Raw genomic sequence first — 16,455 nt, forward strand, 5'->3', positions numbered from 1 at the left:
AAGGCGATAACGATGATCTCTCAATCGCCCCCTGCCCCGACGCTGATCGTCGCCAGAGCCAGCAATGGCGTGATCGGGCGCGACGGCGGCTTGCCGTGGCGACTGCCGGCGGACCTCAAGCGGTTCAAGGCGCTGACGATGGGCGGGGCGATGATCATGGGACGCAAGACCTTCGACAGCCTGCCGGGACTGCTGCCCGGGCGGCGGCATATCGTCGTTACGCGCGATGCCGGGTGGCGGGCCGAGGGAGCCGAGGTGGCGCATTCGGCCGAGGCGGCGTTGGCACTGGTCGGCGAGCAGGCGGCGTGGGTCATCGGCGGAGCGGAGATTTTCGCGCTGTTCCTGCCAATCGCGGGGCGGATCGAGCTGACCGAAGTCGCGGGGGACATCGCCGGGGATACGGTGATGCCCGATCCGCGCGGACCCGAGTGGCACGAGGTGTGGCGCGAGGAGCATGGCGCGGAGGAAGGTCGCCCGGCGTATCGGTTCGTGACGCTGGAGCGGGCCTGAGCGGGGGATGGAGTCTTTGTGCGCTCGCCTCTCGCTGCCGCTCGCTCGCGAATGTTCACACATGTTCGCGCTCGTGACGACTTTTCCGGTCTCGGAATTCCGCCTGCAAAGCACTGATTTGAAAGAGCGAATCAAGCCATTGCACAATGGCCAGCCTGTAGGACAGGCTTTTCTTTGGCTCCGGCCTTAACTGTCTAGAATGCTGTCGATGGCGGCGGCGACGTCGTCGACACTGGCCATGCCGTCAATCCGGCGGACGAGGCCCTTTTCCTCGTAGAAAGGCAGGATCGGCGCAGTCTTGGCGCGATATTCGGCCATGCGGGTTCGTACGGTTGCCTCATTGTCGTCGGGGCGGCGCTTGAACTCGTGGCTGCCGCAGACGTCGCAAGTGCCGTCGACCTTGGGCCGATGGAATCGGTCATGATAGTTCGCGCCGCACTGCGCGCAGCTGAAGCGGCCGGTAATGCGGTCGACCAGCGCTTCCTCGTCGACAACGAGCTCGATGACATGGGCAAGGTTGCGGTCGCGGTCGGCCAGGAGCATTTCAAGCGCTTCGGCCTGGTGCTGGGTGCGCGGGAAGCCGTCGAAGATGGCGCCGTCGCTGGCGCTGTCGAGCCGCTCGCCGATTAGCGCCGAGACGATCGCGTCCGAGACGAGTTCGCCAGCCTCCATAACGGCCTTTGCCTTGACGCCCACGGGGGTCCCCTTGGCGACGGCCTCACGGAGCATGTCGCCGGTCGACAGCTGGATCATGCCGCGATTCTGTTGCAGCCGCGCAGCCTGGGTGCCCTTGCCCGCCCCTGGCGGTCCGAGAAGAATGATGTCCAAGATTCTCTCCACCGGTTCGCCCCTTTGCGGGACGGCCCTTTGCCCCGGGCTTAGGGAATAGAGGCCAGTCTCCGCAAGCGCAGCCCAGACGAAAGTCTAGCGGCGCTTGGCGCCCTTGAGCTTCGCTTTCTTGATAAGGTCGCCATATTGGTGCGCGATGAGGTGGCTCTGGATCTGGCTGACGGTGTCCATCGTCACGTTGACGACAATCAGCAGGCTGGTCCCGCCAAGACGGAAGTTGAGCCCGGCCTGGGCCGAGAGGAACTCGGGCACGAGGCAGATGATGACCAGATAGGCCGCGCCGATGACGGTGATGCGGTTGAGCAGATAGTCGAAATAAAGCTCGGTCGCCTTGCCCGGGCGGATGCCGGGAATAAAGCCGCCGTGCCGCTTGAGATTTTCCGACGTCTCTTCCGAGTTGAACTGCACCGCGGTGTAAAAGAAGCAGAAGAAGATGATCCCCGCCGCATAGAGGGTGAGATAGGCGGGCGAGCCGTGCTGGAGGAAGGTGCTGATGGTGATCAGCCATTCGGACGAACTGCTGCCCGACTGGGCGCGGGCGCCGAGCATCTGGACCACGGTCAGCGGCATGAGCAGCAGCGACGAGGCGAAGATCGGCGGGATAACACCGGCGGTATTGATCTTGAGCGGAAGGTGGCTGCGCTCCTGCTGCATCCCGCGCACCGTCTGGCGCTTGGGATACTGGATCAGGACGCGGCGTTGCGCGCGCTCCATGAAGCAGATGAACAGCACGAGCACCACGGTCAGCGCGATGATGCCAAGCACCACGATGCTGTCCATCGAGCCGGTGCGCACGCCTTCGAACAATTGTGCAATCGCGGTCGGCAGGCGGGCGACGATACCGGCCATGATGATCAGGCTGACGCCATTGCCGATGCCGCGGCTGGTGATCTGCTCGCCGATCCACATCAGGAACAGCGTGCCGCCGACAAGGCTGATGGTAGCGGCGACGCGGAACAGCATGCCCGGCTCAACGACTGCGGCAATACCCTGCTTGGCGCCGAGGCCCTCAAGCCCCGAGGCGATGAGATAGCCCTGGATGACGGTCAGCAGGACAGTCAGATAGCGGGTGTACTGGTTGAGCTTCTTGCGCCCGGTCTCGCCCTCTTTCTTCAGCGCCTGCCACGAAGGGTAGAGCGTTGAGCCGAGCTGAACCACGATCGAGGCGGTGATGTAGGGCATCACGCCGAGCGCGACGATCGACATGCGCTCAAGCGCGCCGCCCGAGAAGGTGTTGAAGAAGTCGAGCACGCCGCCCGACTGGGTCTGGTAAAGCGCCGCCATGGCATGGGGATCAATGCCCGGAATGGGCACGAACGACAGCAGGCGGAACAGGATCAGTGCCCCGATCGTGAACCACAGGCGCTTCTTGAGCTCAGTCGCTTTCCCGAAGCTCCCGAGGCTGATGTTCGACGCCATTTGTTCGGCTGCGGATGCCATCGCTGATCCCGTAAAAAAGAAAGGGCGGCGCGGAACGTTGCGCCCCCGCCGCCCATATAGGCGAGCCGGGGCGCTTGTCTAAGCCCCCCGGGTGTAAAGTTACGCCTTGGCCGCCGCGGCCTTCTTGGCGTCCTTGTTCGCGATCCGCTCGAGACGGGCCTTGCCCTTCTTGGCGGCGGCGAGTTCGGACTTGATCTTGGCTTCGATCACTTCGATCGATCCACCGGCCTTTTCGACGAGATCGCGCGCGCCCTTGGACACGCCGGCAACCTTGAAGCTGAGCTTGGCGGTGAAGTCACCCTTGCCGAGCAGGCGGACGCCATCCTTGCCACCGCGGGCGAGGCCGACGGCCTTCAACGCGGCGTGGTCGATCACGGCCTTGGCATCAAGCGTTCCGGCGTCGATCAGCTTCTGGATCATGCCGAGGTTCACTTCGGCGAAATCCTTGGCAAAGATATTGTTGAAGCCGCGCTTCGGCAGCCGCATGTGGAGCGGCATCTGGCCGCCTTCAAAGCCCTTGATCGAGACGCCCGAACGGCTCTTCTGGCCCTTCTGGCCGCGCCCGGCGGTCTTGCCGAGGCCCGAACCGATCCCGCGACCGACGCGAACGCGGCTCTTGCGGGCACCGGGATTGTCGCGGATTTCGTTCAGTTTGAAAGTCATGATGCACTCGCTTTCGCTTTAGTCGCGCTGGAATTCCCTCTCCCGACGGGAGAGTATTAGTTCAGCCCTCTTGCTCGATCCTGAGCAAATGGGCGACCTTACGCACTTGACCCATCACGCTAGGGGTCGCTTCGACCGTCACCGTGCGATGCATCTTGTTCAGGCCGAGGCCGACCAGCGTGGCGCGCTGGGTCTTGTCGCGGCGGATCGGCGAGCCGATCTGGGTGTAGGTGATCGTGGGCATGGGTTACTCCGTAATCGCTTCGGCCTGAGCCTCGGCTTCGGCAGCACCAAGGCCACCGCGACCAAGCAGGTCTGAGACCTTCTTGCCGCGACGCTGGGCAACCGAGCGCGGGCTCGTCTGCTCCTTGAGCGCTTCGAAGGTCGCGCGGATCATATTGTAGGGGTTGGACGTGCCGACCGACTTGGTGACCACGTCGTGGACGCCGAGGCTTTCGAACACGGCGCGCATCGGGCCCCCGGCGATGATCCCGGTGCCCGACGGTGCCGAGCGAACGGTGACCTTGCCGGCACCGAAGTGGCCGTTGCCGTCATGGTGAAGCGTGCGGCCATCGCGCAGCGGAACGCGGATCATCGCCTTCTTCGCCGCAGCAGTCGCCTTGGAGATCGCCTCGGGCACTTCGCGCGCCTTGCCGTGGCCGAAGCCCGAGCGGCCCTTGCCGTCGCCAACGACAACCAGTGCGGCGAAGCCGAAGCGCTTGCCGCCCTTAACGGTCTTGGAAACGCGATTGATGTGGACCAGCTTCTCGATCAGCTCTTCGCCGCCGTCATCACCGCCACGGTTTCCACCGCGCTTGTCGTCACGACGACCGCCACGATTGGCACCGCCACCACGATTGTCGCGGCCACCAGCGCCGCCGGGACCACCACGGCCACGGCCGCCACGCGGAGCGCGGGTATCGGCCGGGGGCGCATCGGGAGCAGCTGCTTCAGGAGCAGCAACCTGCGGGGTTTCGTTCTCGTCAGCCATTTAGAACTCCAATCCACCTTCACGGGCGGCATCGGCGAGGGCTTTCACCCGGCCGTGAAACAGGAAGCCACCGCGATCGAAGACGACACGGCTGACGCCGGCCTCCTTGGCACGCTCGGCCAGCGTCTTGCCGACGGTCGACGCGCTGTCGCGGGTCGCACCGGTCGTCCCGCGCAGATCCTTGTCGAGGCTCGAGGCCGACGCCAGCGTCTTGCCGGCAGCGTCGTCGATGACCTGCGCATAGATATGGCGGCCCGAACGGTGAACCGACAGGCGCGGCTTGCCCGAGGCGCGCGCCTTGAGCGCGGAACGCACGCGGCGGCGGCGGCGGTCGAAGAGAGACATTTTGGCCATGGCTTACTTCTTCTTGCCTTCTTTGCGGAAGATGAACTCGCCGCGATACTTGATGCCCTTGCCCTTGTAAGGCTCGGGCTTGCGCCAGCGACGGATTTCGGCGGCAACCTGGCCGACCTGCTGACGATCGATCCCGGTGATTTCGACCGTGGTCGTATCGGGGGTCTTCACGTCGATGCCGTCGGGGATCGCATAGTTGACGTCGTGGCTGTAGCCGAGCTGCAGCTTGAGCGTCTTGCCCTGGGCGTTGGCACGATAGCCGACGCCCGTGATCTCGAGCACCTTGGTGAAACCCTCGGTCACGCCGGTGACGAGGTTCTGCACGTTGGTGCGCTGCATCCCCCAGGCGGCGCGGTTGCGCTGGGCTTGGGCGAGCGGCGTGACGCTGATCTGGCCGTCCTCGATCGCATAAGCGACGAGGTCGTCCATCAGCGGCATCGTCAGGCTGCCCTTGGGCCCCTTGACGGTGAGAGTCTTGCCCTCGGTGGTGGCCGTCACGCCGGCAGGCATGGCGACGGGCTTCTTGCCAATACGGGACATTTTAGAACACCTCCGCGAGGACTTCGCCGCCGACGTTCTGGTCGCGCGCTTCGGCATCCGAAAGCACGCCACGCGGCGTCGAGACGATGGTCATGCCGAGTCCGTTGCGGATACGCGGCAGTTCTGCGCTTCCCGAATAGACCCGACGGCCAGGCTTCGAGACCCGCGCGAGATGCTGGATCGCGGGCTGGCCCTCGAAATATTTCAGCTCGATGCGCAGGCCCTTCTGGCCCGCGACGGCTTCTTCGGAATAGCCGCGAATATAGCCTTCACGCTGGAGCACGTCGAGGACGTTGCTACGCAGCTTGGATGCCGGCGTCAGGATGGAATCCTTGCGCGCCTGCTGGCCATTGCGGATGCGGGTGAGCATGTCACCCAGCGGATCGGTCATCGGCATGTTCAGCCCTTACCAGCTCGACTTGGTGAGACCGGGAATCAGGCCCTTGTTGCCCATTTCCCGGAGCATGATCCGCGACAGGCGGAACTTGCGATAATATGCGCGCGACCGTCCGGTCAGCTCGCAACGGTTGCGGATCCGTGTCGGATTCGCATTGCGTGGCAATTCGGCCATCTTCAACCGCGCCATCAGGCGATCGGTGTCGTCAGCCTTCGCGTCATTCGCGATCGCCCTCAGTTTCTCGAATTTTGCCGCATATTGCAGAACGAGCTTCTTGCGACGCTCATTCTTGTTCACGGAACTCAGTTTCGCCATGACTTAAGTTCTCCTACCGCTCACGCGGCTTTCTGTTCGGGTTCGTCCACCGGGAACGGGAAGTTGAAGAGGCGCAGCAGTTCGCGCGCTTCGTCGTCCGTCCGGGCGGTCGTGGTGATGATGACGTCCATGCCCCGGACCTTGTCGATCGAGTCATAGGCGATCTCGGGGAACACGATCTGCTCCTTGAGACCCATCGCGTAATTGCCGCGACCGTCGAACGACTTGGGGTTCAGCCCGCGGAAATCGCGAACGCGCGGGAGCGCGACCGTGATCAGGCGGTCAAGGAACTCGTACATCCGCTCGCGGCGAAGCGTGACCTTGCAGCCGATCGGCATGCCTTCGCGCAGCTTGAACTGGGCGATCGAGGTCTTGGCCTTGGTGATCACCGGCTTCTGACCGGCGATCGCCTGCATTTCTGCTGCAGCGGCATCGACGCGCTTCTTGTCCTGGGTCGCTTCACCAACACCCATGTTGATCACGATCTTGTCGAGACGCGGGATTTCCAGCTTGTTCTTGTAGCCGAACTTCTCGCTCATCGCCTTGGCGATGCGCTCGTCATAATCCTTGCGAAGACGCGGCGTGTACGCGCCGTCGCCAACTTTGGCTTCAGCCATCGATCTTCTCCCCGGTCTTGGTGGCGACGCGGACCTTCTTGCCGTCGACGGTCTCGAAGCGGACGCGGCTCGGCTTGCCGTCGGCGGTCGCGATGGCGACCTTCGAGACATGCATCGGAGCTTCGCGGCGCTCGAGCCCACCCTGCGGGTCGGCCTGGCTCGCCTTCTTGTGGCGCACGGCGATGTTCACGCCGGACACGACCACTTTCATCAGCTTGGGCAGCGACTGGGTGACTTCACCCGTCTTGCCCTTGTCCTTGCCCGACAGGACGACGACCTTGTCGCCCTTACGGATCTTTGCGGCCGACATTAGAGCACCTCCGGCGCAAGGCTGATGATTTTCATATGCTTCTTGGCGCGCAGCTCGCGGACGACCGGGCCAAAGATGCGAGTGCCGATCGGCTCCTCGTTCTTGTTGACCAGCACCGCAGCATTGGTGTCGAAGCGGATGACCGAACCGTCGGCGCGGCGAATGTCCTTCGCCGTGCGAACGATGACGGCGCGATGGACGTCGCCCTTCTTGACGCGACCCCGGGGGGCAGCTTCCTTGACCGACACGACGATGATGTCGCCGACGCCGGCCACGCGGCGCTTGGACCCGCCGAGCACCTTGATGCACATGACGCGCTTGGCACCGCTGTTGTCAGCGACCTCGAGGTTGGATTGCATCTGGATCATGGGGGATGCCTTCCGTTAAGCGGCCGTGGCTTCGGCAGCTTTCGCTGCCTTGCCGCGGGCCTTGATGGTCTTGGTCGCTTCGACGTCAGACGCGGTATCGGTGATGAGCGTGCCGGCCGCGCCAACGCGCTCGATCACGGTCCAGGTCTTGAGCTTGGACACGGGCGCGCACTCTTCGATGCGAACCTGCTCACCCTCATGAAACGCGTTGTCGGCGTCATGAGCATGGTACTTTTTGGAAAGACGAATGATCTTGCCGTACAGCGGGTGCTTAACCCGACGTTCGACGCGGACCACGATGGTCTTGTCACCCTTGTCGGACACCACGGTGCCGGTGAGGACGCGCTTGGGCATCTATAGACTCCTTACGCCTTGGAACCAGCGCTGGTGCGCTGGGTCTGGAGCGTCTTGATACGGGCGATGGTGCGGCGAACTTCGCGCACCCGGCTCGGCTTTTCGAGCTGGTTGGTCGCCGACTGGAAGCGCAGGTTGAACTGCTCGCGCTTCAGCTCGCCGAGCTGGGTCGACAGCTGGTCGTCGCTGGCAACCTTGAGATCGTCGATCGCGGCCATCACTTTTCCTCCTCGGCCAGGCTTTCGCCAAGCCGGGCAACAACCTTGACGCGGATCGGCAGCTTCTCGGCCGCGCGCTCGAACGCCACCTTGGCGAGATGCCCGGGGACACCATCGAGCTCGAACAGGATGCGGCCAGGCTTGACCCGGGCAACCCAGAACTCAGGCGAACCCTTGCCCGAGCCCATGCGGACTTCGGCGGGCTTCGACGAGACCGGCAGATCCGGGAAAATCCGGATCCACAAGCGGCCCTGGCGGCGAATGTGACGCGTGATCGCGCGGCGAGCCGCCTCGATCTGGCGTGCGGTGATCCGCTCGGGCTCCATCGCCTTCAGGCCGAACGAGCCGAAGTTGAGCTCGGTCCCACCCTTGGCATTGCCATGGATGCGGCCCTTGAAGGCCTTGCGGAATTTGGTGCGCTTTGGCTGCAACATGACTGTCTATCCTTAGCGACGGTCATCGCGCGACGGGCGAACGCCCGACGTCTGCGATTCCATCATCAGTCGTTCCTGAGCAAGCGGGTCGTGACCCAAGATCTCGCCCTTGAAGACCCACACCTTGACACCGCACACACCGTAAGCGGTATGTGCCTGCGCTTCGGCGAAATCGACGTTGCCGCGCAGCGTGTGAAGCGGAACGCGACCTTCGCGATACCATTCCGAACGCGCGATCTCGGCGCCACCGAGACGGCCACCGCAGTTGATGCGGATGCCCTCGGCACCAAGGCGCATGGCCGACTGGACTGCACGCTTCATGGCGCGGCGGAAGGCGATACGACGCTCGAGCTGGTCGGCGATGCCCTGAGCGACAAGGCGGGCATCGACTTCGGGCTTGCGGATCTCGACGATGTTGAGGCTGACCGACGAAGCGGTCATCTTGCCGATCGTCGCCTTCAGCTTCTCGATGTCGCTGCCCTTCTTGCCGATGATGACACCCGGGCGGGCGGCATAGATCGACACGCGGCACAGCTTGGCCGGACGCTCGATCACGACCTTGGAGATCGCGGCCTGCGGCAAAGCCTTCATGATATACTGGCGGATCTTGAGATCTTCGAGCAGCAGACGACCATAATCCTGGCCTTCCGCAAACCAGCGGCTGTCCCAGGTACGGTTGATCTGAAGCCGAAGCCCGATCGCGGAGCTCTTGTTACCCATTATGCTTCTTCCTGCTCGCGGACGACGACGCGAATACGGCTGAATGGCTTGACGATGCGGCTCGACCGGCCGCGGGCGCGGGTGGCGAAACGCTTCATCGAAATGGACTTGCCGACCGATGCCTCGGCCACGACCAGCGAGTCGACGTCGAGGTTATGGTTGTTCTCAGCATTGGCGACCGCCGAAGCGAGCACCTTGTAGACGTCCTCGGCCATGCCCTTGGGGCTGAACTTGAGGATGTTGAGCGCCTGCTCGACCTTGCGCCCGCGGATCAGGCCCGCAACCAGGTTGAGCTTGCGCGCCGAGCCACGGATCGTGTTACCGACCGCGAGGGCTTCCTTGTCGCCGACCCGGCGAGGAGTGACCGACTTTGACATCAGCGCTTGCCCTTCTTGTCAGCAGCGTGGCCCGGGAAGAAGCGCGTTGGCGCAAATTCGCCAAGCTTCATGCCGACCATGTCCTCGTTGACCGATACCGGCACGAACTTGCGGCCGTTGTAGACATTGAACACCAGGCCGACGAACTGCGGCAGGATCGTCGAGCGACGCGACCAGGTCTTGATCGGCGAACGCTTGGTGGCTTCCTGCGCCGCTTCCGCCTTTTTCAAGAGCGAAAGCTCGACGAACGGGCCTTTCCAAATGGAGCGAGCCATTATTTCTTCCTCGCGTGGCGCGACCGGATGATCATCTTGTCGGTCGACTTGTTGTGACGAGTGCGAGCACCCTTTGTCGGCTTGCCCCACGGGGTAACCGGATGACGGCCGCCCGAGGTCCGGCCTTCACCACCGCCGTGCGGATGGTCGACCGGGTTCTTGGCGACGCCGCGGGTCAGCGGACGCTTGCCCAGCCAACGCGTGCGGCCGGCCTTGGCAAGGGTCTGGTTCGAATTGTCGGGGTTCGAAACCGCGCCAACCGTCGCCATGCAGTCCGAGCGGACATAACGCTGCTCGCCCGAGTTGAGGCGGACAATGACCATGCCCTTGTCGCGGCCGACGACCTGGACATAAGTCCCTGCCGCTCGAGCGATCTGGCCACCCTTGCCGGGCTTCAGCTCGACATTGTGGACGATGGTGCCGACCGGCATCTGGCCGACTTCCATCGCATTGCCGGGCTTCACGTCGACCTTCTTGCCAGCGATGACCTTGTCACCGGGGGCAAGACGCTGCGGCGCGATGATGTAGGACTGGCCGCCACCTTCGCCGTCATAGGTGACGAGCGCGATGAATGCCGAGCGGTTGGGATCATACTCGAGCCGCTCGACGGTAGCCGGGACGTCCCACGTACGACGCTTGAAATCGATGATGCGATAACGCTGCTTGTGACCGCCGCCGATCCCGCGCGAGGTCATCTTGCCCTTGTTGTTGCGGCCACCGGTCTTCGACTTACCTTCGGTAAGCGACTTGACCGGCTTGCCCTTCCACAGCGACGACTTGTCGACGAGGATGAGCCCGCGACGCGACGGCGAGGTCGGCTTATATGCTTTCAATGCCATCGCGTCAGATCCCGCTCGTGATGTCGATCGACTGGCCCTCGGCCAGCGTCACGATCGCCTTCTTGGCGTCCGAACGCGTGTAGGCCTGGCCCTTCCACTTCTTGGTCTTGCCCTTGGTCACCATCGTGTTGACGTTGGTCACCTTGACGTTCCAGATCGCCTCGACGGCGGCCTTGATCTCGGGCTTGGTCGCGTCGTTCGCGACCTTGAACACGACCGCGTCAAACTCCGACAGCATCGTCGATTTCTCGGTGATGTGCGGCGCCAGAACGACGTCGTAATGGCGATTGTCGATCGCCGTGTTGGAAGGCTTTTTAGCCATTGAACCGGGCCTCCAGTTTCTCGACCGCAGCGCGCGTCAGGACCAGCGTCTCGTGACGCATGATGTCATAGACATTGGCACCGGCGGCGGGGAGCAGATTGACGTGGCCAAGATTGCCCGACGCGCGGGCAAAGCCGACGTTGAGCGCTTCGCCATCGATGAACAGCGTGGTCTTGCCCGAACCGAGCTTGCCGAGCTGCTCGTGGAGCAGCTTGGTCTTGCCCTCGGCGACGTCGAGATTGTCGAGGACGATGAGATTGCCCCCAGCGACCTTCGACGACAGCGCCATCTTCAAGCCCAGCGCACGGACCTTCTTGTTAAGGCCAAGCGTGAACAGGCGGGCGCGCGGGCCGTGGGCCTTGCCGCCGCCGATGAAGATGGGAGCACGACGATCGCCATGACGAGCGGTACCGCCGCCCTTCTGCTTGCCGAACTTCTTGCCAGTGCGATTGACGTCGCTGCGCTCACGAGCGGCGCGGGCCATGCCGCGACGGTTCGACAGCTGCCACGTCACCACGCGGTGGAGGATGTCGGCGCGCGGCTCGACACCGAACACGGCGTCGTCGAGCGTGACGTCACCGGCCTTTGCATCGCCCGCGAGGGTCTGAACGTTGACCTTCATGGCTTAGGCTTCCTTGTTCTCGTCCGAGGCAGGCGTGTCGCCGGCCGCGTCCGAGGTGTCGTTGTCGAGCGCGCCGCCAGCTTCCTGCTCGGCGGCAATCGCTGCCACTTCCGCATCGCTGGGGAGCGCTGGGATCTCGTGAACCGCGGCGTCCTCGACGAAGGCGGCCGGAGCCATCTCGGTCTCGATTTCCTTGGCGTTCTCGACGAGACCGGCGGGATAGGGCGCCGCGTCGGGGCGCGCGATCTTCACCGCGTCGTGCACTTCAAGCCAGCCGCCCTTCGATCCGGGCACCGAGCCCTTGACGAACAGGAGGCCGCGAACGGCATCAGTGCGGACAATTTCGAGGTTTTGCTGAGTGCGGTTCTTGGCGCCCATGTGACCGGCCATCTTCTTGTTCTTGAAGACCTTGCCCGGATCCTGGCGCTGACCGGTCGAACCCAATGAGCGATGCGAGACCGAGACGCCGTGGGTGGCGCGAAGACCGCCGAAGCCCCAACGCTTCATGCCGCCCTGAAAGCCCTTGCCCTGCGTGACGCCCTGAATGTCGACCATCTGGCCGGCAACGAAGTGATCGGCGGACAGAGTGGCACCCAGGTCAAGCAGCGCGTCTTCCGACACGCGGAACTCGGCAACCTTGGCCTTGGGCTCGACTTCGGCCTTGCCGAAGTGACCGCGCTGCGGCTTGGCGACGTTCTTGGCTTTCGCCGAACCCGCGCCGAGCTGAACGGCAGTATAGCCATCACGATCCATCTCGCGACGGCCAACAACCTGGACCTGGTCCAGGTGAAGGACGGTTACCGGCACGTGCCGACCATCCGCCTGGAACAGGCGGGTCATCCCCATTTTCTTCGCGATCACGCCAGTGCGCATGACCATACTCCTCAGAGGCCCACGGAATTAAATCCGCGGGCGTGGTTTCGACCCCATGAAACGATACGAGCCCCGCCTGGGCCATTCCCGCCAGAGTGGCAGGAGACGGGGGACGCGTGACCGGGTGCCTAAAACAGGCGCCCGCGGTATCCCTTAGTAAGTGCGCGACGGGATTCGCTGATGCGATTCGACCGCTGCGCGCTAGCCCTTAGGCCAGCTTGATCTCGACGTCCACCCCTGCTGCGAGGTCAAGCTTCATCAAAGCGTCGACAGTCTGCGGGGTCGGCTGAACAATGTCGAGCAGACGCTTGTAGGTGCGCACCTCGAACTGCTCGCGCGACTTCTTGTCGACGTGCGGCGAGCGATTGACGGTGAACTTCTCGATGCGCGTCGGCAGCGGAATGGGACCGCGGATCGAGGCTCCGGTGCGCCGAGCGGTGTCGGCGATTTCCCCGGTGGCCTGATCGAGCACGCGGTGATCGAAGGCTTTAAGGCGAATCCGGATATTCTGCGTTTCCATGTCCACTACCGATGCGAAAGAGCCAGACCGTCACCGCCAAGCGGATCGGGCCATCACAAACAAGCAAATGCGGCAACGGGCCAGCCGGCCAGTGCCGCAATCACTCAAACAAAAACGAGCCGCGCGACTCCCTTCCGGGACCGCGCGGCCTGTCCATTACTACTTCGAGATCGAACCGACAACCCCGGCGCCGACGGTGCGACCGCCTTCGCGGATCGCGAAGCGCAGGCCTTGGTCCATGGCGATCGGCGCGATGAGCTTGACGCCCAGCGTGACGTTGTCGCCCGGCATGACCATCTCGGTGCCTTCCGGAAGAACCACTTCGCCCGTCACGTCGGTCGTGCGGAAGTAGAACTGCGGACGATAGTTGGCAAAGAACGGCGTGTGACGGCCACCCTCGTCCTTCGAGAGGACATAGACTTCGGCCGAGAAATCGGTGTGCGGCTTGATCGAACCCGGCTTGCAGAGAACCTGCCCGCGCTCGACCTCCTCACGACCAACGCCGCGGATCAGCGCGCCGACGTTGTCGCCAGCCTGGCCCTGATCGAGCAGCTTGCGGAACATCTCGACGCCCGTGACGACGGTCTTCTTGGTGTCCTTGATCCCGACGATCTCGACTTCCTCGCCAACCTTGACGATGCCGGTCTCGATGCGGCCGGTGACGACCGTACCGCGACCCGAGATCGAGAACACGTCCTCGATCGGCATCAGGAACGGCTTGTCGAGCGGACGCTCGGGCTGCGGGATCCAGCTGTCGACGGCTTCCATCAGCTTGAGGATGGCGTCGTGGCCGATCTCCGGATTCTTGTCCTCGAGAGCGGCCAGCGCCGAACCCGCGATGATCGGAATATTGTCGCCGTCGAAGTCGCGCTTGGAAAGCTCCTCGCGGATTTCCATCTCGACGAGCTCGATCAGCTCGGCGTCATCGACCTGGTCGACCTTGTTGAGGAAGACGACCATCGTGGGAACGCCGACCTGCTTGGCGAGCAGGATGTGCTCCTTGGTCTGCGGCATCGGGCCATCGGCGGCCGACACGACGAGGATCGCGCCGTCCATCTGCGCAGCGCCGGTGATCATGTTCTTCACATAATCGGCGTGGCCCGGGCAATCGACGTGCGCATAGTGGCGCGCGGCGGTCTCATACTCGACGTGCGCGGTCGAGATGGTGATGCCGCGCTCGCGCTCTTCGGGCGCCTTGTCGATGTTGGCGTACGAAGTGTAGGTCGCGCCGCCGGTTTCGGCGAGCACCTTGGTGATCGCCGCGGTCAGCGAGGTCTTGCCATGGTCGACGTGACCAATGGTGCCGATGTTGCAATGCGGCTTGTTCCGCTCGAATTTCGCCTTACCCATGATAACCTCTTCACCGTTTGAAAATCGGGCCGCCGCCCAAGTGCGAGCGCGCCCATAGCCTCTAATTTTAGGTTACGCCAGCTTCGCCTTGACCTCGTCCGCGACATTTGCCGGGACTTCGTCATAGTGGCTGAACTGCATCGAATATTGCGCCCGCCCCTGCGTGAACGAACGCAGCTGGTTGACGTAGCCGAACATGTTGGCGAGCGGGACAATCGCCTCGATCGCCTGAGCATTGCCGCGCGTGTCGGTGCCCTGGATCTGGCCGCGGCGGCTGTTGAGATCGCCGATGACGTCGCCGAGATAATCCTCGGGGGTGACGACTTCGACCTTCATGATCGGCTCGAGCAGCTTGATGCCGGCCTTTTGTGCGGCCTCACGCATCGCGCCACGCGCGCAGATCTCGAACGCCAGCGCCGACGAGTCGACGTCATGATATTTGCCGTCGGTCAGCTCGACCGCGAAATCGATGATCGGGAAGCCGATCAGCGATCCCGTCTCGGCGGTTTCGCGCATGCCCTTCTCGACCGAGGGAATGAATTCCTTCGGCACGTTGCCACCCTTGACGATGTCCTTGAAGACAAAGCCCGAACCGCGCTCGCCGGGGACGACATTGATGCGAATTTCGGCGAACTGGCCCGAACCACCCGACTGCTTCTTGTGGGTGTAGGTCAGCTCGACCGGCTTCGCGAGATACTCGCGATAGGCGACCTGGGGAGCGCCGACATTGGCCTCGACCTTGAACTCGCGCTTCATCCTGTCGACGAGGATCTCGAGATGGAGCTCGCCCATTCCCTTGATGATGGTCTGGCCCGATTCATGGTCTGTGGTGACACGGAACGAAGGGTCCTCGCGCGCCAGGCGATTGAGCGCGATGCCCATCTTTTCCTGGTCGGCCTTTGTCTTGGGCTCCACGGCCACCTCGATGACGGGGTCCGGAAACTCCATCCGCTCGAGAATGATCGGGGCGTTGATCGCGCACAGCGTTTCGCCGGTGGTGGTGTCCTTGAGACCCGCCAGCGCAACGATATCACCAGCATAAGCGATCTGGATGTCCTCACGGTCGTTGGCATGCATCAGCAGCATGCGGCCAACCTTTTCCTTCTTGTCCTTGACCGAGTTCATGACCTGCGACGCGGTTTCGAGCGTACCCGAATAGATGCGCGCGAAGGTCAGCGTACCCACAAAGGGATCATTCATGATCTTGAACGCCAGTGCCGAGAAGGGCGCGTCATCCGCCGGGGCCCGGGTGTCGGTCGTGACGCCGTCCATCTTGAGGCCTTCGACCGCCGGAATGTCGAGCGGCGACGGGAGATAATCGACGACGCCGTCGAGCAGGGGCTGGACACCCTTGTTCTTGAACGCCGAACCGCACAGCACAGGCACGAACGAGAAGTTGAGTGTGCCCTTGCGGATTAGCGCCTTGAGCGTCTTCACGTCAGGTTCGTCGCCGCCGAGATAGGCTTCCATGATGTCGTCGTCTTGCTCGACCGCCATCTCGATGAGCTCCATGCGAGCGGCAGCGGCGGCGTCGACCAGATCGTCAGGGATCGCCTGATATTCGAACTTGGCGCCCAAGCTTTCCTCAAGCCAGATGATCGCGCGATTCTCGACCAAGTCGACGAGGCCCTTGAAACCGCCCTCGATACCGATCGGGAGATAGAGGACAGCGGGACGCGCGCCGAGGCGGTCCTTGATCATGTCCACGCACATCTGGAAATTGGCGCCGGTGCGATCAAGCTTGTTGATGAAGCACATGCGGGGCACGTGATACTTCTCGGCCTGACGCCACACCGTCTCCGACTGCGGCTCGACGCCGGCAACGCCGTCGAAACAGGCGACCGCACCATCGAGCACGCGCAGCGAACGCTCGACTTCGATCGTGAAGTCGACGTGGCCCGGGGTGTCGATGATGTTGATGCGGTGCTCGGGGCCCTTGCCGTCCTCGGCCGACCAGAAACAGGTCGTGGCAGCCGACGTGATTGTGATCCCGCGCTCCTGCTCCTGCTCCATCCAGTCCATCGTCGCGGTGCCTTCATGCACTTCGCCGATCTTGTAGGATTTGCCGGTGTAGTAGAGGATACGCTCGGTCGTCGTCGTCTTACCGGCGTCGATGTGCGCCATGATGCCAATGTTGCGATAACGGTCGAGCGGATGGCTGCGGGCCATGTCGGTTTCCTTAGAGATATGGGGGGCC

The 16,455-nt window shown here is 63.3% G+C and carries 25 protein-coding genes and 1 pseudogene; 1 reads left to right on the forward strand and 25 read right to left on the reverse strand.

Annotated elements, in window-relative coordinates:
- The first annotated feature begins 12 nt into the window (after positions 1 to 12).
- On the forward strand, positions 13 to 510 hold the full coding sequence (locus tag U1700_RS00380; RefSeq protein WP_332749182.1) for a dihydrofolate reductase: 498 nt from the start codon (positions 13 to 15) through the stop codon (positions 508 to 510).
- Positions 511 to 696: 186 nt separating this feature from the next.
- Here the strand turns inward: U1700_RS00380 and U1700_RS00385 are convergent, their stop codons facing one another.
- The 25 genes and pseudogenes from U1700_RS00385 to fusA all read right to left on the reverse strand — a co-directional run bounded on the left by U1700_RS00385 (position 697) and on the right by fusA (position 16,427).
- A complete protein-coding gene (locus U1700_RS00385; protein ID WP_332749183.1) occupies positions 697 to 1,338 on the reverse strand; it encodes an adenylate kinase in 642 nt (213 codons plus the stop codon).
- A 96-nt stretch (positions 1,339 to 1,434) separates the two neighbouring features.
- The gene (secY, locus tag U1700_RS00390; RefSeq protein WP_332749184.1) at positions 1,435 to 2,799 is read right to left on the reverse strand and encodes a preprotein translocase subunit SecY; all 1,365 of its coding nucleotides are present in this window, start codon (positions 2,797 to 2,799) and stop codon (positions 1,435 to 1,437) included.
- A 99-nt stretch (positions 2,800 to 2,898) separates the two neighbouring features.
- Positions 2,899 to 3,462 carry a 50S ribosomal protein L15 gene (gene rplO / locus U1700_RS00395; protein WP_332749185.1) on the reverse strand — a complete coding sequence of 188 codons (564 nt, stop codon included), beginning with the start codon at positions 3,460 to 3,462 and terminating at the stop codon, positions 2,899 to 2,901.
- Between the two features lie 61 nt (positions 3,463 to 3,523).
- The gene (gene rpmD, locus U1700_RS00400) at positions 3,524 to 3,706 is read right to left on the reverse strand and encodes a 50S ribosomal protein L30 (protein WP_332749187.1); all 183 of its coding nucleotides are present in this window, start codon (positions 3,704 to 3,706) and stop codon (positions 3,524 to 3,526) included.
- 3 nt (positions 3,707 to 3,709) lie between these two features.
- On the reverse strand, positions 3,710 to 4,453 hold the full coding sequence (gene rpsE / locus U1700_RS00405; RefSeq protein ID WP_332749189.1) for a 30S ribosomal protein S5: 744 nt from the start codon (positions 4,451 to 4,453) through the stop codon (positions 3,710 to 3,712).
- Positions 4,454 to 4,807 carry a 50S ribosomal protein L18 gene (gene rplR, locus U1700_RS00410; protein WP_332749190.1) on the reverse strand — a complete coding sequence of 118 codons (354 nt, stop codon included), beginning with the start codon at positions 4,805 to 4,807 and terminating at the stop codon, positions 4,454 to 4,456.
- 3 nt (positions 4,808 to 4,810) lie between these two features.
- Positions 4,811 to 5,347 carry a 50S ribosomal protein L6 gene (rplF, locus tag U1700_RS00415; RefSeq protein ID WP_332749191.1) on the reverse strand — a complete coding sequence of 179 codons (537 nt, stop codon included), beginning with the start codon at positions 5,345 to 5,347 and terminating at the stop codon, positions 4,811 to 4,813.
- 1 nt (position 5,348) lies between these two features.
- Positions 5,349 to 5,744: a 30S ribosomal protein S8 gene (rpsH, locus tag U1700_RS00420; RefSeq protein WP_332749192.1), complete on the reverse strand. Its 396-nt coding sequence runs from the start codon at positions 5,742 to 5,744 to the stop codon at positions 5,349 to 5,351.
- 9 nt (positions 5,745 to 5,753) lie between these two features.
- The gene (gene rpsN / locus U1700_RS00425; RefSeq protein ID WP_332749194.1) at positions 5,754 to 6,059 is read right to left on the reverse strand and encodes a 30S ribosomal protein S14; all 306 of its coding nucleotides are present in this window, start codon (positions 6,057 to 6,059) and stop codon (positions 5,754 to 5,756) included.
- Positions 6,060 to 6,079: 20 nt separating this feature from the next.
- On the reverse strand, positions 6,080 to 6,676 hold the full coding sequence (gene rplE / locus U1700_RS00430) for a 50S ribosomal protein L5 (RefSeq protein WP_332749196.1): 597 nt from the start codon (positions 6,674 to 6,676) through the stop codon (positions 6,080 to 6,082).
- Positions 6,669 to 6,986 (reverse strand): 50S ribosomal protein L24, encoded by a 318-nt coding sequence (gene rplX / locus U1700_RS00435; protein WP_332749198.1) that lies wholly within the window; start codon positions 6,984 to 6,986, stop codon positions 6,669 to 6,671. Before rplX ends, rplE begins: the two co-directional genes overlap by 8 nt.
- Positions 6,986 to 7,354 carry a 50S ribosomal protein L14 gene (rplN, locus tag U1700_RS00440; RefSeq protein ID WP_332749200.1) on the reverse strand — a complete coding sequence of 123 codons (369 nt, stop codon included), beginning with the start codon at positions 7,352 to 7,354 and terminating at the stop codon, positions 6,986 to 6,988. The genes rplX and rplN overlap by 1 nt, the downstream gene beginning before the upstream one ends.
- Before the next feature lie 114 nt (positions 7,355 to 7,468).
- Positions 7,469 to 7,708: pseudogene (gene rpsQ / locus U1700_RS00445) on the reverse strand (30S ribosomal protein S17); the annotation flags it as partial.
- An 11-nt stretch (positions 7,709 to 7,719) separates the two neighbouring features.
- On the reverse strand, positions 7,720 to 7,926 hold the full coding sequence (gene rpmC, locus U1700_RS00450) for a 50S ribosomal protein L29 (RefSeq protein WP_332749202.1): 207 nt from the start codon (positions 7,924 to 7,926) through the stop codon (positions 7,720 to 7,722).
- On the reverse strand, positions 7,926 to 8,360 hold the full coding sequence (gene rplP, locus U1700_RS00455) for a 50S ribosomal protein L16 (protein ID WP_332749204.1): 435 nt from the start codon (positions 8,358 to 8,360) through the stop codon (positions 7,926 to 7,928). The genes rpmC and rplP overlap by 1 nt, the downstream gene beginning before the upstream one ends.
- Positions 8,361 to 8,372: 12 nt before the next feature.
- Positions 8,373 to 9,080 (reverse strand): 30S ribosomal protein S3, encoded by a 708-nt coding sequence (rpsC, locus tag U1700_RS00460; protein ID WP_332749207.1) that lies wholly within the window; start codon positions 9,078 to 9,080, stop codon positions 8,373 to 8,375.
- A complete protein-coding gene (gene rplV, locus U1700_RS00465) occupies positions 9,080 to 9,457 on the reverse strand; it encodes a 50S ribosomal protein L22 (protein ID WP_332749209.1) in 378 nt (125 codons plus the stop codon). The genes rpsC and rplV overlap by 1 nt, the downstream gene beginning before the upstream one ends.
- Positions 9,457 to 9,732, reverse strand: coding sequence for a 30S ribosomal protein S19 (rpsS, locus tag U1700_RS00470; RefSeq protein WP_332749211.1), 276 nt, complete (start codon positions 9,730 to 9,732; stop codon positions 9,457 to 9,459). Before rpsS ends, rplV begins: the two co-directional genes overlap by 1 nt.
- On the reverse strand, positions 9,732 to 10,571 hold the full coding sequence (gene rplB, locus U1700_RS00475) for a 50S ribosomal protein L2 (protein WP_332749213.1): 840 nt from the start codon (positions 10,569 to 10,571) through the stop codon (positions 9,732 to 9,734). Before rplB ends, rpsS begins: the two co-directional genes overlap by 1 nt.
- Before the next feature lie 4 nt (positions 10,572 to 10,575).
- The gene (locus U1700_RS00480) at positions 10,576 to 10,893 is read right to left on the reverse strand and encodes a 50S ribosomal protein L23 (protein WP_332749215.1); all 318 of its coding nucleotides are present in this window, start codon (positions 10,891 to 10,893) and stop codon (positions 10,576 to 10,578) included.
- Positions 10,886 to 11,515 (reverse strand): 50S ribosomal protein L4, encoded by a 630-nt coding sequence (gene rplD / locus U1700_RS00485; protein WP_332749217.1) that lies wholly within the window; start codon positions 11,513 to 11,515, stop codon positions 10,886 to 10,888. The genes U1700_RS00480 and rplD overlap by 8 nt, the downstream gene beginning before the upstream one ends.
- A gap of 3 nt (positions 11,516 to 11,518) precedes the next feature.
- Entirely contained in the window at positions 11,519 to 12,388 is an 870-nt protein-coding gene (rplC, locus tag U1700_RS00490) for a 50S ribosomal protein L3 (RefSeq protein ID WP_332749219.1), read from the reverse strand.
- A gap of 208 nt (positions 12,389 to 12,596) precedes the next feature.
- Positions 12,597 to 12,908 carry a 30S ribosomal protein S10 gene (rpsJ, locus tag U1700_RS00495; RefSeq protein WP_332751059.1) on the reverse strand — a complete coding sequence of 104 codons (312 nt, stop codon included), beginning with the start codon at positions 12,906 to 12,908 and terminating at the stop codon, positions 12,597 to 12,599.
- Positions 12,909 to 13,067: 159 nt separating this feature from the next.
- Positions 13,068 to 14,258 carry an elongation factor Tu gene (gene tuf / locus U1700_RS00500; protein ID WP_332749221.1) on the reverse strand — a complete coding sequence of 397 codons (1,191 nt, stop codon included), beginning with the start codon at positions 14,256 to 14,258 and terminating at the stop codon, positions 13,068 to 13,070.
- Positions 14,259 to 14,330: 72 nt separating this feature from the next.
- Positions 14,331 to 16,427 carry an elongation factor G gene (fusA, locus tag U1700_RS00505; protein WP_332749223.1) on the reverse strand — a complete coding sequence of 699 codons (2,097 nt, stop codon included), beginning with the start codon at positions 16,425 to 16,427 and terminating at the stop codon, positions 14,331 to 14,333.
- Positions 16,428 to 16,455 lie beyond the last annotated feature (28 nt).

The sequence above is a fragment of the Sphingomonas sp. RB1R13 genome (assembly GCF_036663775.1).
Classification (GTDB): domain Bacteria; phylum Pseudomonadota; class Alphaproteobacteria; order Sphingomonadales; family Sphingomonadaceae; genus Sphingomicrobium.

Bases quoted from the DNA above. Each gene is read 5' to 3' on its own strand.
- rpsH (WP_332749192.1), bottom strand. From the start codon at position 5,744: ATGCCGATGACCGATCCGCTGGGTGACATGCTCACCCGCATCCGCAAT.
- U1700_RS00380 (WP_332749182.1), top strand. From the start codon at position 13: ATGATCTCTCAATCGCCCCCTGCCCCGACGCTGATCGTCGCCAGAGCC.
- rplD (WP_332749217.1), bottom strand. From the start codon at position 11,515: ATGAAGGTCAACGTTCAGACCCTCGCGGGCGATGCAAAGGCCGGTGAC.
- rplP (WP_332749204.1), bottom strand. From the start codon at position 8,360: ATGTTGCAGCCAAAGCGCACCAAATTCCGCAAGGCCTTCAAGGGCCGC.
- rplB (WP_332749213.1), bottom strand. From the start codon at position 10,571: ATGGCATTGAAAGCATATAAGCCGACCTCGCCGTCGCGTCGCGGGCTC.
- rpmC (WP_332749202.1), bottom strand. From the start codon at position 7,926: ATGGCCGCGATCGACGATCTCAAGGTTGCCAGCGACGACCAGCTGTCG.
- rpmD (WP_332749187.1), bottom strand. From the start codon at position 3,706: ATGCCCACGATCACCTACACCCAGATCGGCTCGCCGATCCGCCGCGAC.
- rplE (WP_332749196.1), bottom strand. From the start codon at position 6,676: ATGGCTGAAGCCAAAGTTGGCGACGGCGCGTACACGCCGCGTCTTCGC.
- rplF (WP_332749191.1), bottom strand. From the start codon at position 5,347: ATGTCCCGTATTGGCAAGAAGCCCGTCGCCATGCCTGCCGGCGTGACG.
- rplC (WP_332749219.1), bottom strand. From the start codon at position 12,388: ATGCGCACTGGCGTGATCGCGAAGAAAATGGGGATGACCCGCCTGTTC.
- rplX (WP_332749198.1), bottom strand. From the start codon at position 6,986: ATGTCGGCCGCAAAGATCCGTAAGGGCGACAAGGTCGTCGTCCTGTCG.
- rpsE (WP_332749189.1), bottom strand. From the start codon at position 4,453: ATGGCTGACGAGAACGAAACCCCGCAGGTTGCTGCTCCTGAAGCAGCT.
- rplV (WP_332749209.1), bottom strand. From the start codon at position 9,457: ATGTCAAAGTCGGTCACTCCTCGCCGGGTCGGCGACAAGGAAGCCCTC.
- rpsJ (WP_332751059.1), bottom strand. From the start codon at position 12,908: ATGGAAACGCAGAATATCCGGATTCGCCTTAAAGCCTTCGATCACCGC.
- rplR (WP_332749190.1), bottom strand. From the start codon at position 4,807: ATGGCCAAAATGTCTCTCTTCGACCGCCGCCGCCGCCGCGTGCGTTCC.
- rplN (WP_332749200.1), bottom strand. From the start codon at position 7,354: ATGATCCAGATGCAATCCAACCTCGAGGTCGCTGACAACAGCGGTGCC.
- rpsN (WP_332749194.1), bottom strand. From the start codon at position 6,059: ATGGCGAAACTGAGTTCCGTGAACAAGAATGAGCGTCGCAAGAAGCTC.
- rplO (WP_332749185.1), bottom strand. From the start codon at position 3,462: ATGACTTTCAAACTGAACGAAATCCGCGACAATCCCGGTGCCCGCAAG.
- secY (WP_332749184.1), bottom strand. From the start codon at position 2,799: ATGGCATCCGCAGCCGAACAAATGGCGTCGAACATCAGCCTCGGGAGC.
- U1700_RS00480 (WP_332749215.1), bottom strand. From the start codon at position 10,893: ATGGCTAAAAAGCCTTCCAACACGGCGATCGACAATCGCCATTACGAC.
- rpsC (WP_332749207.1), bottom strand. From the start codon at position 9,080: ATGGGTAACAAGAGCTCCGCGATCGGGCTTCGGCTTCAGATCAACCGT.
- rpsS (WP_332749211.1), bottom strand. From the start codon at position 9,732: ATGGCTCGCTCCATTTGGAAAGGCCCGTTCGTCGAGCTTTCGCTCTTG.
- fusA (WP_332749223.1), bottom strand. From the start codon at position 16,427: ATGGCCCGCAGCCATCCGCTCGACCGTTATCGCAACATTGGCATCATG.
- tuf (WP_332749221.1), bottom strand. From the start codon at position 14,258: ATGGGTAAGGCGAAATTCGAGCGGAACAAGCCGCATTGCAACATCGGC.